This is a genomic window from Bradyrhizobium sp. UFLA06-24, from assembly GCF_054967145.1.
On record NZ_JADFUE010000002.1, the window covers coordinates 18,246 to 32,014 of the forward strand.

Consider the following 13,769-nt stretch of genomic DNA (forward strand, 5'->3'; position numbering starts at 1 on the left):
ACTAGCTCAGCGCCTTGTAGCTCATATAGAGCGCCATGACGGCCACGAGGGCGATCATGCTCCGGCGCAGCACCGCTTTGCTGACACGGTTGGCCGCGCGGGCGCCGAGATCGGTGCCGATCCAGAGGCCGGCGATGATGCCGAGGATGGCGGGCCAGCCCACCATCAGGCCCTTGCTCCAGTAGATCCAGGCTGCCGGGATGTTGGTCGGGATCACCGAGAAGATCAGGCTGACGAGCTGCGCCTGATGCTGCGGCACGCGCAAACCGGCGGCGAGACCAACCGTGATCGCGAGGCCGCCGCCGATGCCCATGAAACCGGAGGAGAAGCCCGCCAGCATGCCGATGAGGAGCAGGGGGAGCCAAGGCAGTTGGTCGCGGTCATCGGCGCCGCTGTCCTTGCGGTCGCCACGCAGGATCAGCAGAGCGATCAGCGCGACGAGATAGCCGACGTAGGTCCATTGCAGCACCGCGTCGGACACGGCCGCCGCGGCATAGCCGCCGCCCGCGCCGCCCAGGAGAAATCCGATGCCGATCCAGATGATCCATGGCAGCGGGCTGCGGTTGCCGCTCTGCCAGTAGCGGCGCACGCCGGCGAGTCCGGTCGGCGGGACCTGCGTGATCAGCGAAGTCCCCTGGGCGACGTGTTGCTCCGCGCCGAGCAGCAGCACGCTGAAGATGACGAGTCCGCCGCCGGGGCTCGTTCCCATGAAGCCCGACGTCAGTCCGCTGACGAGACCGACGCCGATGCCGGCAAGGACCTCGTGCATCCAGGGCATGATTTACGTCCTGGCCCGTCGCTTGATGTCGGGCCGGGTCGTGCGAAACCCGTCGATCACTCCGGTCACGGCTGCCATGCAGGCCGTGACATCAAGATCCTCGCCCCAGCTTTTTTGCAGCACGAAGCCCTGAAAGATCGCGATCAGCACGCGCGCGATCGCGTCCGCGCCGACGTCGCGCCTGATCAGGCCGTCGTGCTGACCGCGTTCGACCAGCGCCACGATCAGCGCGCGCGGCATGGCGATGCCTTCGACGACGCTGGAGCGGACGCGGCGGTTGCGAAGCGCCTCGGCCCAGCCGTGGATGCCGACGCGGCGCCGCGCTTCGCCCGCAGGATCGGTCAGCCATTGCGCGTAGACGCGAACCAGCGCGTGCAGTCCCTCGACGGGATGACCGGAGCCTTGCGCAACCGAGTTGAGCACCGCCTCGCGGCGATGCCGGTCGTCGGCGAGCGCCTCGATCAGCTCGTCCTTGCTCTGGAAGTAGAGATAGACCGCGCCATGGCTGAGGCCCGACCGCTTCACGATGTCGGCCATGCCGGTCTGGTGAAACCCGTCTTCGGAGAAGCAGGCGAGCGCCGCTTCGAGAATCTGCTGGCGCCTGTCTTCACGCTTCTTGTCGCTGATCTTGGGCATCCGTCCCGTCCGCAAATAACTGACAGATCGATCACTTTAGAAATTCCGCAAAGACTGGCCTTCAGAGCGACGTCCCATATAAAAAGCGATCAGTCAGTCAGTTTTATTGTCGAACCAGCTTCAGGTCAAGTCCGAGCACGATGGCGCGAAGCAACAGGATCAGCGATGGGTGATCAGCCTGTGAGAGCGCTAGAACAGCCGCCCGCCGTTCGGCACCGGCTTGCTCGGCTGCATCAGCACGACCTTGCCGTCCGCATCGGGAAAGCCGAGCGTGAGGACTTCCGACACGACAGATCCGATCTGGCGCGGCGGGAAATTGACGACGGCCGCGACCTGCTGTCCCACCAGCGTCTCGAGCGGGTGGTTCTCGGTGATCTGCGCCGAGCTCTTGCGCACGCCGATGACGGGGCCGAAATCAATCCATAGCCGCCAGGCCGGCTTGCGCGCCTCCGGAAACGGCTTGGCATCGACGATGGTGCCGACGCGGATATCGACCGCGAGGAACGTGTTGAAGTCGATGGTCGGCGAGGCGGATGCGGCGGGATCGTGGGTGACGTGCATAGTGTGTCCGTTCGGGAGAGGTCGAAACATCGTTCGCGATATTGTCGCGCGATCAGGAGTTTCGTACAACGCGAACAGCCCAGGCATCACGCATGCGCGAGGACCGTCTTGCCCAACATCATCTACGGCATCAAGAACTGCGACACCATGAAGAAGGCGCGGACCTGGCTCGACACCCATGGCGTCGCCTACGAGTTCCACGACTACAAGACCGCCGGCGTGGAAAAGGACAAACTGAAGCAATGGAGCGACAAGCTCGGCTGGGAGACGCTGCTCAATCGCGCGGGCACCACCTTCAAGAAGCTGCCCGAGGCCGACAAGGAAGGCCTGACGGAAAAGAAGGCGCTGGCGCTGATGCTAGCGCAACCATCGATGATCAAGCGGCCGGTGCTGGAAATCGGCGGCAAGCTCCTGGTCGGCTTCAAGCCAGATATCTACGACAAGGAAGTCGGCGCCGTCTCGCGCAAGCGCTAAAGCGTTTCAAGCGAAGTGGATTCCGGTTCGCATAAGAAAACGCGTCGAATCCAGATTCAGTTCAGCTCGATGATTTCGGCGGAAACACTCGGGCCGTCGCTCTGATCGGCGAATTCGACGATGTCGGCGGCCGCGATGCGGCCCGGCGCACGGTGAAACAGGTCACGATCGATCACCGTGCGCAGTTTCGGCCGAGGTGGCGCGTCATTTCCGCGCAGCAGATCCTTGATCTCGAAGCCGCCGTCCTCGCAGAAGGTCTTCACCGACGCGATGACGTGGCTGACCCTGTCGTCGGTGAGGAACGGCAGCAACAGCCGTTCATAGGCGACGACGCGGCCGTAGATGTCGTCGACATCGGCAACGCTGTAGACCGGGAGCCCGCGCGCCACGCATTCCTGATAGATCGGTATCACGAACGGCGCGAGCCGCGGTCCGACATAGTCGTCCAGCAGGATTCCCTTGCCGGTGTGGCCATAGGCGCTCGAGATTCGCGTGCCCTCGCTCTGAATCGTCAGGCGCGGCGGCGTCGAAGCGTCCACCGTGTAGTAGATGAGATCGGACAGCTCCTCCTCGAGCCGCGCGGGCTGATACTCCCAGATCGGCGGCGCAATCTGCTGGCGCGCATAAAGGCGCAGCCACGTGTTGAGCAGATCGCGCTGCCGGATCGACTTGACGACGGAGGGAGCTGAGCTGGCGAAATCCAAGACAATATTCCCGGCGAATGAAGCGCGTTCATGATCTCGCGTGCGGGAAAATTTTTGATGAAGGCTGGCGCGGGGCGCCAAAGACCGTTAACGACGACTTGATGACCGGTGTCTTGCGGACCGGGAGGCCGGCAGGCCACATCGCAAAGCCTGCAACTAAGGGAGCATAAGACTCCCGGTCAAAGGCCTGACCTGCTCAGCTTTCCGCCTTGCCTAACCCCCGTCACCTCCGGCATATTCCGCGCCCGGAGGCGGCGTTCCGGGACGGGCTCCAAGGCCTCCGGAAAGCCGAAGTAAACAAGGAGAGCCACGCGCGGTTCGCGCGGGCAGGGGGAAATCTGTTTGGCCGATGAGTTCATTCTCGAAACGGAAGGCTTGACCAAGGAGTTCGCGGGCTTCTTCGCCGTCCGCGACGTTGCGCTCAAGGTACGCCGTGGGAGCATTCACGCGTTGATCGGCCCGAACGGTGCCGGCAAGACGACGTGCTTCAATCTTCTGACCAAGTTCCTCAAACCGTCTGCCGGAAAAATCCTGTACAAGGGGCAGGACATCACCGCGATGGCGCCCGCCGATGTGGCGCGTTTGGGCTTGGTGCGTTCGTTCCAGATCTCGGCGGTGTTTCCGCATCTCACCGCGCTGGAGAATGTTCGTGTCGCGCTCCAGCGCCAGCATGGCAGCTCCTTTGATTTCTGGCGCTCCAAGTCCGTGCTCAACCGCTTCAACGACCGTGCGCGCGAGCTGCTGAACGATGTCGGCCTCAGCGAATTTGCCAATACGCCGGCGGTCGAGATGGCCTATGGACGCAAGCGCGCGCTCGAGATCGCAACCACGCTCGCACTCGATCCGGAGATGATGCTGCTGGACGAGCCGATGGCCGGGATGGGGCACGAGGACATCGACAAGATCGCGGCGCTGATCAAGCGCATCTCGGCGAAATACACCATCCTGATGGTCGAGCATAACTTAAGCGTCGTCGCCAATCTCTCCGACATCATCACTGTGCTGACGCGCGGGCAGGTGCTCGCGCAGGGCCATTATTCCGAACTCACCAAGGACGAGCGCGTCAAGGAAGCCTATCTGGGAGCCGGTCATGCCTGAGACTGCAATGGCCGAGGCACCGGTGAAGGCCGCAACCGGCGGCAACATCCTCCAGGTCCGCAACCTCGAGGCTTGGTACGGCGAATCCCACATCCTGCACGGGATCAATTTCGACGTGAACGCGGGCGAGGTCGTCACGCTGCTCGGGCGCAACGGTGCTGGCAAGACGACCACGCTCAAATCGATCATGGGCATCATCGGCAAGCGCGCCGGTTCGATCAAGTTCAACGAGCAGGAGATCATCCGCGCGACCTCGGACAAGATCGCGCGCATGGGCATCGCGTTCTGTCCCGAGGAACGCGGAATTTTCTCAAGCCTCGATGTGCGCGAGAATCTCTTGCTGCCTCCGGTTGTGCGCGCAGGCGGATTGCCGCTGGAGCAGATCTTCGACCTGTTTCCGAACCTGAAGGAACGGCTGAGCAGCCAGGGCACCAAGCTGTCGGGCGGCGAACAGCAGATGCTCGCGATCGCGCGTATCCTGCGCACGGGCGCGAGCTTCCTGATGCTGGACGAGCCGACCGAAGGTCTTGCGCCGGTCATCATTCAGCAGATCGGTCACACCATTGCGCGACTCAAGAAGGAGGGCTTTACGATCCTTCTGGTCGAGCAGAACTTCCGTTTCGCATCCACGGTTGCAGATCGTTATTACGTCGTCGAGCACGGCAAGATCATTGACGGATTTTCCAACTCGGAGCTTGCCGCCAATATGGACAAGCTCCACGCCTATCTCGGCGTCTAGAACGGCCAAAGAGAAGACTTCGAAAAGGAAAATTGCATGAAGACCAGGTCGATTGCATCATTGCTGCTGACCACCGCGCTCAGCTTCGCCGTGGCAGGCGTCGCGTCGGCGCAGGACAAGACCGTCAAGATCGGCGCGTTGTCCGACCAGTCCGGTCTCTATGCGGATCTCGGCGGCCCCGGGTCGACACTCGCGGCCCAAATGGCGGTTGAAGATTCCGGCCTTGCCGGCAAGGGCTGGAAGATCGACATCATTTCCGGCGACCACCAGAACAAGCCCGACATCGGCACCGCCATCGCGCGGCAATGGTTCGACGTCGACAAGGTCGACATCATCGTCGACGTGCCGAATTCCGGCGTGGCGCTTGCGGTCAACAACGTCGTCAAGGAAAAGAACGGCGTCTACATCAATTCCGGTGCGGCGACCTCGGACCTCACCAATGCGCAGTGCTCGCCCAACACCGTGCACTGGACTTACGACACCTACATGCTGGCGCACACCACGGGCCAGGCTCTGGTGAAGGCCGGTGGCGACACCTGGTTCTTCCTGACCGCCGACTACGCCTTCGGCGCGGCGCTCGAGCGCGACACCACGGCCGTCGTCACCGCCAACGGCGGCAAGGTGATCGGCGGCGTCAAGCATCCGCTCAACACGCCTGATTTCTCGTCCTTCCTGCTCCAGGCCCAGGCCTCCAAGGCCAAGATCATCGGCCTCGCCAATGCCGGCGGCGACACCACCAACACGATCAAGCAGGCCTCCGAGTTCGGCATCGGCAAGGGCGGCCAGAAGCTCGCGGCGCTGCTGTTGTTCCTCACCGACGTCAAGGCGATCGGCCTGGAGACGGCGCAGGGCCTCAACTTCACCGAGACGTTCTACTGGGACATGAACGACCAGACCCGGGCGTTCTCCAAGCGCTTCGCCGAGAAGATGAAGAACAATGCACCGCCGACCATGGTGCAGGCGGGTGTCTATGCGGGCGTGCGCCACTATCTCAAGGCGCTGGAAGCCTTGGGCGGCAATCCGCATGACGGCATCAAGGTCGTCGAGAAGATGAAGTCGATGCCGACGGATGATGATCTGTTCGGCAAGGGCGAGATCCAGCCCAACGGCCGCACCATCCATAACGCCTATCTGTTCGAGGTGAAGAAGCCGTCGGAGTCCAAGGGACCGTGGGACTTCTACAAGCTGGTCGGCACGGTGCCGGGCGATCAGGCCTTCACGCCGCTGTCCGAGAGCAAGTGCGCGCTGCTCAAGAAGTGAGACCAATAGCCCGCCGGCGCCGGCCGGCGGGCAACTCCAAAGCGTTTTCGAGCGAAGTAGATACCGGTTCGCATGAAGAAAACGCGTCAAAACAAGAATCTGGAGATTGGGTTCTGATTCCATCAGAACCGATTCTCTAGGGAACGCCGAAGGGACTGGGTGCTGGATCGATGCAGGCTCTCTACGCACAGCTATTGGTGGGACTGATCAACGGCTCGTTCTACGCGCTGCTCAGTCTCGGGCTCGCCGTGATCTTCGGCATGCTCAACATCATCAACTTCGCCCACGGCGCGCTCTACATGATGGGCGCCTTCTGCGCCTATTTCCTGCTGAATCTCGGCGGCATCAATTACTGGTGGGCGCTGCTGCTGGCGCCGATCATCGTCGGCATCTTCGGCATGATCCTGGAACGGACCATGCTGCAATGGCTCGCCGGCCTCGACCATCTCTACGGCCTGCTGCTGACCTTCGGCATCGCGCTGATCGTGCAGGGCGTGTTCCAGAACTATTTCGGCTCGTCCGGCCTGCCTTATGCCATTCCCGACCAGCTCAAGGGCGGCATGAATCTCGGCTTCATGTTCTTGCCCGTCTACCGCGGCTGGGTCGTCGTGTTCTCGCTGGTGGTGTGTCTGGCGACCTGGTTCCTGATCGAGAAGACCCGGCTCGGCGCCTATTTGCGCGCCGCCACTGAAAATCCGACGCTGGTGCGCGCCTTCGGCATCAACGTGCCGCGCATGATCACGCTCACTTACGGTCTCGGCGTCGGTCTTGCCGCGCTCGCCGGTGTGCTCTCGGCGCCGATCAACCAGGTCCGGCCGCTGATGGGCGCCGACCTCATCATCGTGGTGTTCGCGGTGGTGGTGATCGGCGGCATGGGGTCGATCATGGGCTCGATCATCACCGGCTTCGCGCTCGGCGTGATCGAGGGCCTGACCAAATATTTCTACCCCGAAGCCTCCAACACCGTCGTGTTCGTGCTGATGGTGCTGGTGCTCTTGGTGAAGCCAACGGGATTGACGGGAAGGGCAGCCTGATATGACAGCCTTGACGGACGACACGCTGCCGGTGACCCCGCGCGCGATGCGCGACGAGATGATCCTCTTCGTGGTGATGGCGCTGCTGCTGGCGTCGGTGCCCTTTACGGGGGTCTATCCGTTCTTCGTGATGCAGGCGCTGTGCTTTGCTCTGCTCGCCTGTGCCTTCAATCTCCTGATCGGCTATGGCGGCCTGTTGTCGTTCGGCCACGCGATGTTCATGGGCACCGCGGGCTATTGCAGCGGGCATGCGCTGAAGGTGTGGGGACTGCCGCCCGAGCTCGGCATCCTCGTCGGCATTGCCGCGGCGTTCGGGCTGTCGCTCATCACCGGCTATATTTCGATCCGCCGCCAGGGCATCTATTTCTCGATGATCACGCTGGCGCTGTCGCAGCTGCTGTACTTCATCTACCTGCAGGCGCCCTTCACCCACGGCGAGGACGGCATCCAGGGCATTCCGCAGGGGCATTTGTTCGGCGTGTTCGATCTGTCCAAGCCGACGGTGCTCTACTACGTCGTGCTGGTCGGCTTCCTGGCGGGCTTCCTGCTGATCTACCGGATCATCAACTCGCCCTTCGGTGAGGTCCTGAAATCGATCCGGGAGAACGAGCCGCGCGCGATCTCGCTCGGCTACCGCACCGACCAGTACAAGTTCCTGGCCTTCGTGCTGTCGGGCACGCTGGCAGGCTTTGCCGGTGCGCTGAAAGTGTTCGTGGCGCAGAATGCCTCGCTCACCGACGTGCACTGGTCGATGTCAGGCGAAGTCGTGCTGATGACGCTGGTCGGCGGACTCGGCACCATCTTTGGTCCCGTGGTCGGCGCCTTCGTGATCATCGCCATGCAGCAATATCTGGCGGGCTTCGGCCAGTGGGTCACAGTCATCCAAGGCTCGATCTTCGTGATCTGCGTGCTCACTTTCCGCCGTGGCGTCATCGGCGAAATCGCGCATTACTTCCGGCGGTCCCTGTAAGCTATTGATATATCAGGGGTTCAACTGACGGGCGAATCCGGTGGATGATCCGGCTCCGCAGGCCTGAGATGGCACGCGCGCGGAGCGAAAATGGTCTATGACGGTTTCGTGACGGCCCTGACGGGGCCGGGCCATGTCAAACCGGTAGACTAGTCCCATGATGCGTTGGTTTCGCGCTTTCCTTCCTAAGGAAGAACGGTTTTTCGACCTGTTCGACCGCCATGCCCAGACCGTGATCCAGGGCGCGATCGCGCTCCAGGGCGTGCTGAACGGCGGCGAGGAGACGCCGGTCTACTGCCAGCGCGTCAGCCAGTTCGAGAACGACGCCGACAATGTCACCCGCGAGGTGCTGACGGCGGTGCGGCGCACCTTCATCACGCCGTTCGATCGTGGTGACATCAAGAACCTCATCACCTCGCTGGACGATGCAATCGACCAGATGCAGCAGACGGCCAAGGCGGTGATGCTGTTCGAGGTCCGCAGCTTCGAGCCACCGATGCGCGAGATCGGCGCGCTCCTGATCGAATGCGCCAATCTGGTCGGACGCGCACTGCCCCTGATGCAGCAGATCGGCAAGAACGTTGCCATGCTGACCGCGATCACGGAGGAGCTGACCAAGCTGGAGGGCCGCGTCGACGATCTCCACGACATCGGCCTGAAGGAGCTGTTCCTCAAGCATCGCAACGGCAACGCGATGGATTTCATCGTCGGCGTCGAGATCTATGACCATCTGGAGAAGGTGGCCGATAGGTTCGACGACGTCGCGAACGAGATCAACAGCATCGTCATCGAGCAGGTTTAGCGCATGATCCGGAAAAGTGTGCAGCGGTTTTCCGCCCAGATCATGCGTGGATTTTAACGGAGGGCCGCGCCGTGGATGCTGCGTTGGGTCTTCCCGTTCTGGTCGGACTGATCGCCGTCGCGCTGCTGTTCGACTTCCTGAACGGCCTCCACGACGCCGCCAATTCGATCGCGACCATCGTCTCGACCCGGGTGCTACGGCCGCAATTCGCGGTGATATGGGCCGCGTTCTTCAATTTCGTCGCCTTCATGGTGTTCGGTCTGCACGTCGCGCAGACCATCGGCACGGGCATTATCGATCCCGCGATCGTCGACGCCCAGGTGATCTTCGCGGCGCTGGTCGGCGCCATCGTCTGGAATCTCGTGACCTGGGCGCTGGGCATTCCATCCTCGTCATCGCACGCGCTGATCGGCGGCCTCGTCGGCGGCGGCATGGCCAAGGCGGGAATCTCGGCGGCGGTCTGGAGCGGACTGACCAAGGCGGTGCTGGCGATCGTGCTGTCGCCGCTGGTCGGCTTTCTGCTCGCGATGATGCTGGTCGCGATCGTGTCGTGGCTTTCAGTGCGCTCGACGCCGTTCGCGGTCGACCGCGCCTTCCGCATCCTGCAATTCGCCTCGGCCTCGCTCTATTCGCTCGGCCATGGCGGCAACGACGCACAGAAGACCATGGGCATCATCGCGGTGCTGCTCTATTCGCAGGGCCATCTCGGCAGCGAGTTCTCGGTGCCGTTCTGGGTGGTGCTGTCCTGCCAGGCTGCCATGGCGCTGGGCACGCTGATGGGCGGCTGGCGCATCGTCCGCACCATGGGCCTGCGCATCACCAAGCTGACGCCGATGCAGGGGTTCTGCGCCGAGACCGGCGGTGCAGCGACCCTGTTCATGGCGACCTTCCTCGGCGTTCCCGTCTCGACCACCCACACCATCACCGGCGCCATTGTCGGCGTCGGCGCGGCCCGCCGCGTCTCGGCGGTGCGCTGGAACGTGGCGAGCTCGATCGTCTATGCCTGGGTGATCACGATCCCGGCCTCGGCCATCGTCGCAGCACTGAGCTGGTGGGCGGTCCAGATCTTCCTCAAGTAACGAGCTTCAGCCCGACGATGCCGGCCACGATCAGCCCAATGCTGGCGAGGCGAAGCGCCGTGGCGGGCTCATTGAACAGGAAGATGCCGAGCGTCGCGGTCCCGACCGCACCGATGCCGGTCCAGACCGCATAGGCGGTTCCGACGGGCAGGGACTTCAGGGCAAGTCCCAGCAGGATGACACTACCGGCCATGGCCGCGAGCGTGATCACGGAGGGAACAGGTCTGGTAAAGCCCTCGGTATATTTCAGGCCGATCGCCCAGGTGATCTCGAGAAGACCGGCGACGAACAGGACGCTCCAGGCCATGACGACCCTCCATTCACGGCAGGGTCGTCCCCGCGGGCTGATAGACGGATGAGCAGGAAGGTCGTCCTCCCCGGAAAGCCGATATGGGGCTGGCCGAAGGGCTCCGCAATCACCAAATGAAGCTTGATCAGGCCCGTTTTCCCTGCCAAACGCTCCCGCCATGTCCGACATCGCCACCACCACAGCCGAATCGCCGGCCCGTTCCCCGCTTGCCGCCGAAGTGGCGCGGCGGCGCACCTTTGCGATCATTTCGCATCCGGACGCCGGCAAGACCACGCTGACCGAAAAGCTGCTGCTGTTCGGCGGCGCCATCAACCTGGCCGGGCAGGTCAAGGCCAAGGGCGAGCGCCGCAATACCCGCTCGGACTGGATGAAGATCGAACGGGAGCGCGGCATTTCCGTCGTGACCTCGGTGATGACCTTCGAGTTCGAGGGCCTCGTGTTCAACCTCCTGGACACGCCGGGCCACGAAGACTTTTCGGAAGACACTTATCGCACGCTGACCGCGGTCGATTCCGCCGTCATGGTGATCGACGCCGCCAAGGGTATTGAGGCGCGGACCCGCAAGCTGTTCGAGGTCTGTCGGCTCCGCGACATCCCGATCATCACCTTCATCAACAAGATGGATCGCGAGAGCCGCGACGTCTTCGAGCTGCTCGACGAGATCGAGAAGACGCTGGCGCTTGACACCACGCCGATGACCTGGCCGGTCGGCCGGGGCCGCGATTTCCTCGGCACCTATGATGTCGTCAATGGCGGCGTGCGCCTGCTCGAAGGCGGCGGGGCCAAGACGGGAGCTGCGCAGCAGATCGAGATCGAGGAGCTCGCCAAGCTCAACGCCAATCTCGACGTCTCGGCGGTGAAGGACGAGCTCGAGCTCGTCACAGAGGCCTCAAAACCCTTCGAGCTCGAAGCGTTCCGCGAGGGACATTTGACGCCGGTCTATTTCGGCAGCGCGCTGCGCAATTTCGGCGTCGGCGACCTCTTGGAAGGTCTCGGCAAGTTCGCCCCCGAGCCGCGCGCGCAGGACAGCGATCAGCGCAGGGTCGAGGCCACCGATCCGCGCATGAGCGCCTTCGTGTTCAAGATCCAGGCCAACATGGATCCGAACCATCGCGACCGCATCGCGTTCGCGCGGCTCTGCTCCGGTAAGCTCAGCCGCGGCATGAAGGCCAAGCTGGTGCGCACCGGCAAGAGCATGCCGCTGTCGAGCCCGCAATTCTTCTTCGCGCAGGATCGCTCGGTGGCGGACGAAGCCTTTGCCGGCGATGTCGTCGGCATCCCCAACCACGGCACGCTGCGGATCGGCGACACGCTGACCGAAGGCGAGGATTTCAACTTCGTCGGGGTGCCGAGCTTCGCGCCGGAAATCGTCCGCCGTGTTCGTCTCACCGACGCGATGAAGGCGAAGAAGCTGAAGGAAGCGCTGCAGCAGATGTCGGAAGAGGGGGTGGTGCAGGTGTTCCGTCCGCGCGACGGTGCGCCCGCGCTCGTCGGCGTGGTCGGCGCGCTGCAGCTCGACGTGCTCAAGGCCAGACTGGAAGCCGAATATTCGCTGCCGGTCGAATTCGAGGTCAGCGAGTTCCAGCTCGCACGCTGGGTTTCCTCGGAGGACCGCAAGAAGCTCGACACCTTCATCGCCGCCAACACGTCCAGCATTGCCGACGACGTCGACGGCGATCCTGTCTATCTCGCCCGCAACGAGTTCTACCTCGGCTACACCAAGGAGCGCGCCGAGGGCATCGAGTTCACCAACGTCAAGGACGTCAAGAAGAAGGCGTAGGTGGTCGCGTTCGCGGCAATCACGCTCTCGGCGCTGCAGCCACACTCTCCACTGTCGTGCCCCGGCTTGACCGGGGCATCCAGTACGCCGCGGCTCTTCGGTTCTATCGCTGCTGTCTCGGAGTACTGGGTCGCCCGGTCGAGCCGGGCGACGACACTGTGCCTCCACGCAAGCATGTGAACGGTGGCAGGCTTGACGTTGTCGATGGCGATGCCACTTTTCACGCACGTGGCATTGTGAGCTCATCCATGTGGCGCGGCATTCTCGTTTTTTTCTTGCTGGTGTTACCGTCCGCCGCCGTCGACGCGCGACCGCGCCAGATCAACCCGATCCCGTTCGCGCACGAGCCCTGCAGCGTCCTCGACGGACGCCCCTGCACGCCGTATTATTGCAGCCCGCTCGAGCCCGGCCCCTGCATCCCCGAGATCGACTATCCCTACGGCCAGAATCTCCAGCTCACGATTCAGAGCGTCCCGCCGGAGGCCGACCGCGCAAAATACCAGAAGCCTGATCACGATCTCGATACGATCGGTGACCTCTTCGCCGAACTGCGCAGCTGCTGGTCGCCGCCATCGGAGAACGCGCGTGGCGGCACGCAAATGTCGGTGCGTTTCAGTTTCAACAAGAACGGCGGCCTGATCGGCCCGCCGCGCCTGACATATGCGACCGCGGGCATTCCGGCCGATACACGGACCGCCTACCTCGACGCGATCAAGTCGTCGCTGAACGCCTGCCTGCCGCTGAAATTCACTGATGGACTCGGTGGTGCTCTGGCCGGGCGTCCCATCGCAATCCGTTATGTCGATAACCGGGACCTGGGCAAGTAGCGCGTCAGTTGCGACCGGCGGCCAATCGATGATACCTGAGGGGCGGGGGCGCTGAGCCAAGGGGAGGATGTCGTGGGTCTGCTGGTCATGATCCTGGGGCTGGTGCTGTTTTTCGCCGCCCATGTTTTCACGACGAAACGTGAGGCGCGCGCGCAGGCGATCGCGCGGCTCGGCGAGGGGACCTACAAGATCCTCTACTCGGTCGTCTCGCTTGCGGGCCTGGCGCTGATCGTCTGGGGCTTTGGCCATTATCGCAGCTCAGGTTGGATCGATGTCTGGTATCCGCCGAAAGCGATGAAGCACATCACGGTCGCGCTGATGCTGCCCGCCGTGATCCTGGTGGTCGCCTCCTACCTGCGCGGCCGCATCTATGCGACGCTGAAGCATCCGATGCTCGCGGGCGTCAAGCTGTGGGCGTTTGCGCATCTGCTTGCCAACGGCGATCTCGGCTCCATCATCCTGTTCGGCTCGTTCCTGGGCTGGGGCGTGTATGACCGCATTTCGCTGAAGCATCGCAAGGATGCCGGTGCCCCGCCGATTCCGGTGGGCGGCGTCACCAACGATGTGATTGCGATCGCGGTCGGCATCGTCGCCTATCTGGCGCTGGCCTTTGCGTTCCATCCGGTCGTGATCGGCGTGCCCGTCATGGGCTAGCCGATCGGCGCAAGACATCACCTCCGTGCCCATGCCCGGAAGGTGACAAAAGTAACGAGACGA

The 13,769-nt window shown here is 63.1% G+C and carries 16 protein-coding genes; 11 read left to right on the forward strand and 5 right to left on the reverse strand.

The window, feature by feature from the left end; translation table 11 throughout:
• Window position 1: 1 nt before the first annotated feature.
• From IF809_RS02515 to IF809_RS02525, 3 genes are all read right to left on the reverse strand, one after another.
• Window positions 2-778, reverse strand: coding sequence for a sulfite exporter TauE/SafE family protein (locus IF809_RS02515; RefSeq protein WP_462836734.1), 777 nt, complete (start codon window positions 776-778; stop codon window positions 2-4).
• A 3-nt stretch (window positions 779-781) separates the two neighbouring features.
• Window positions 782-1,414 carry a TetR/AcrR family transcriptional regulator gene (locus tag IF809_RS02520; RefSeq protein ID WP_128965791.1) on the reverse strand — a complete coding sequence of 211 codons (633 nt, stop codon included), beginning with the start codon at window positions 1,412-1,414 and terminating at the stop codon, window positions 782-784.
• Between the two features lie 189 nt (window positions 1,415-1,603).
• Window positions 1,604-1,975: a tRNA-binding protein gene (locus IF809_RS02525; protein WP_128965792.1), complete on the reverse strand. Its 372-nt coding sequence runs from the start codon at window positions 1,973-1,975 to the stop codon at window positions 1,604-1,606.
• A gap of 108 nt (window positions 1,976-2,083) precedes the next feature.
• On the opposite strand from IF809_RS02525, the gene IF809_RS02530 reads away from it, so the two are divergent.
• Window positions 2,084-2,449: an ArsC family reductase gene (locus tag IF809_RS02530; protein ID WP_128965793.1), complete on the forward strand. Its 366-nt coding sequence runs from the start codon at window positions 2,084-2,086 to the stop codon at window positions 2,447-2,449.
• Window positions 2,450-2,505: 56 nt separating this feature from the next.
• On the opposite strand, the gene IF809_RS02535 is transcribed toward IF809_RS02530, so the two are convergent.
• A complete protein-coding gene (locus tag IF809_RS02535) occupies window positions 2,506-3,153 on the reverse strand; it encodes a PAS domain-containing protein (RefSeq protein WP_128965794.1) in 648 nt (215 codons plus the stop codon).
• 342 nt (window positions 3,154-3,495) lie between these two features.
• Here IF809_RS02535 and IF809_RS02540 point away from each other — a divergent pair, with 342 nt between their 5' ends.
• The 7 genes from IF809_RS02540 (at window position 3,496) to IF809_RS02570 (ending at window position 10,135) form a co-directional block, all read left to right on the forward strand.
• A complete protein-coding gene (locus IF809_RS02540; protein WP_063983735.1) occupies window positions 3,496-4,251 on the forward strand; it encodes an ABC transporter ATP-binding protein in 756 nt (251 codons plus the stop codon).
• A complete protein-coding gene (locus IF809_RS02545) occupies window positions 4,244-4,990 on the forward strand; it encodes an ABC transporter ATP-binding protein (RefSeq protein WP_128965795.1) in 747 nt (248 codons plus the stop codon). Before IF809_RS02540 ends, IF809_RS02545 begins: the two co-directional genes overlap by 8 nt.
• Window positions 4,991-5,026: 36 nt before the next feature.
• Complete coding sequence (locus tag IF809_RS02550; protein ID WP_462836735.1) at window positions 5,027-6,250, forward strand: ABC transporter substrate-binding protein; 1,224 nt, start codon at window positions 5,027-5,029, stop codon at window positions 6,248-6,250.
• Window positions 6,251-6,420: 170 nt separating this feature from the next.
• Window positions 6,421-7,284 carry a branched-chain amino acid ABC transporter permease gene (locus IF809_RS02555; protein ID WP_128965797.1) on the forward strand — a complete coding sequence of 288 codons (864 nt, stop codon included), beginning with the start codon at window positions 6,421-6,423 and terminating at the stop codon, window positions 7,282-7,284.
• Between the two features lies 1 nt (window position 7,285).
• Window positions 7,286-8,254: a branched-chain amino acid ABC transporter permease gene (locus IF809_RS02560; RefSeq protein ID WP_128965798.1), complete on the forward strand. Its 969-nt coding sequence runs from the start codon at window positions 7,286-7,288 to the stop codon at window positions 8,252-8,254.
• 157 nt (window positions 8,255-8,411) lie between these two features.
• Entirely contained in the window at window positions 8,412-9,056 is a 645-nt protein-coding gene (locus tag IF809_RS02565; protein WP_128965799.1) for a DUF47 domain-containing protein, read from the forward strand.
• Between the two features lie 71 nt (window positions 9,057-9,127).
• Window positions 9,128-10,135, forward strand: coding sequence for an inorganic phosphate transporter (locus IF809_RS02570; protein WP_128965800.1), 1,008 nt, complete (start codon window positions 9,128-9,130; stop codon window positions 10,133-10,135).
• On the opposite strand, the gene sugE is transcribed toward IF809_RS02570, so the two are convergent.
• Window positions 10,128-10,442: a quaternary ammonium compound efflux SMR transporter SugE gene (sugE, locus tag IF809_RS02575; RefSeq protein ID WP_128965801.1), complete on the reverse strand. Its 315-nt coding sequence runs from the start codon at window positions 10,440-10,442 to the stop codon at window positions 10,128-10,130. The genes IF809_RS02570 and sugE overlap by 8 nt on opposite strands.
• Before the next feature lie 160 nt (window positions 10,443-10,602).
• On the opposite strand from sugE, the gene IF809_RS02580 reads away from it, so the two are divergent.
• The 3 genes from IF809_RS02580 (at window position 10,603) to IF809_RS02590 (ending at window position 13,706) form a co-directional block, all read left to right on the forward strand.
• On the forward strand, window positions 10,603-12,225 hold the full coding sequence (locus IF809_RS02580) for a peptide chain release factor 3 (RefSeq protein ID WP_462836736.1): 1,623 nt from the start codon (window positions 10,603-10,605) through the stop codon (window positions 12,223-12,225).
• 248 nt (window positions 12,226-12,473) lie between these two features.
• Entirely contained in the window at window positions 12,474-13,052 is a 579-nt protein-coding gene (locus IF809_RS02585) for a hypothetical protein (RefSeq protein WP_462836737.1), read from the forward strand.
• A 72-nt stretch (window positions 13,053-13,124) separates the two neighbouring features.
• Window positions 13,125-13,706, forward strand: coding sequence for an NnrU family protein (locus IF809_RS02590; protein ID WP_128965804.1), 582 nt, complete (start codon window positions 13,125-13,127; stop codon window positions 13,704-13,706).
• Window positions 13,707-13,769: the final 63 nt, after the last annotated feature.

What these genes read in the sequence shown, in the direction of transcription:
- IF809_RS02515 (WP_462836734.1), bottom strand. Translation starts at nt 778, where the DNA reads ATGCCCTGGATGCACGAGGTCCTTGCCGGCATCGGCGTCGGTCTCGTC.
- IF809_RS02520 (WP_128965791.1), bottom strand. Translation starts at nt 1,414, where the DNA reads ATGCCCAAGATCAGCGACAAGAAGCGTGAAGACAGGCGCCAGCAGATT.
- IF809_RS02525 (WP_128965792.1), bottom strand. Translation starts at nt 1,975, where the DNA reads ATGCACGTCACCCACGATCCCGCCGCATCCGCCTCGCCGACCATCGAC.
- IF809_RS02545 (WP_128965795.1), top strand. Translation starts at nt 4,244, where the DNA reads ATGCCTGAGACTGCAATGGCCGAGGCACCGGTGAAGGCCGCAACCGGC.
- IF809_RS02550 (WP_462836735.1), top strand. Translation starts at nt 5,027, where the DNA reads ATGAAGACCAGGTCGATTGCATCATTGCTGCTGACCACCGCGCTCAGC.
- IF809_RS02555 (WP_128965797.1), top strand. Translation starts at nt 6,421, where the DNA reads ATGCAGGCTCTCTACGCACAGCTATTGGTGGGACTGATCAACGGCTCG.
- IF809_RS02560 (WP_128965798.1), top strand. Translation starts at nt 7,286, where the DNA reads ATGACAGCCTTGACGGACGACACGCTGCCGGTGACCCCGCGCGCGATG.
- IF809_RS02565 (WP_128965799.1), top strand. Translation starts at nt 8,412, where the DNA reads ATGATGCGTTGGTTTCGCGCTTTCCTTCCTAAGGAAGAACGGTTTTTC.
- sugE (WP_128965801.1), bottom strand. Translation starts at nt 10,442, where the DNA reads ATGGCCTGGAGCGTCCTGTTCGTCGCCGGTCTTCTCGAGATCACCTGG.
- IF809_RS02580 (WP_462836736.1), top strand. Translation starts at nt 10,603, where the DNA reads ATGTCCGACATCGCCACCACCACAGCCGAATCGCCGGCCCGTTCCCCG.
- IF809_RS02585 (WP_462836737.1), top strand. Translation starts at nt 12,474, where the DNA reads ATGTGGCGCGGCATTCTCGTTTTTTTCTTGCTGGTGTTACCGTCCGCC.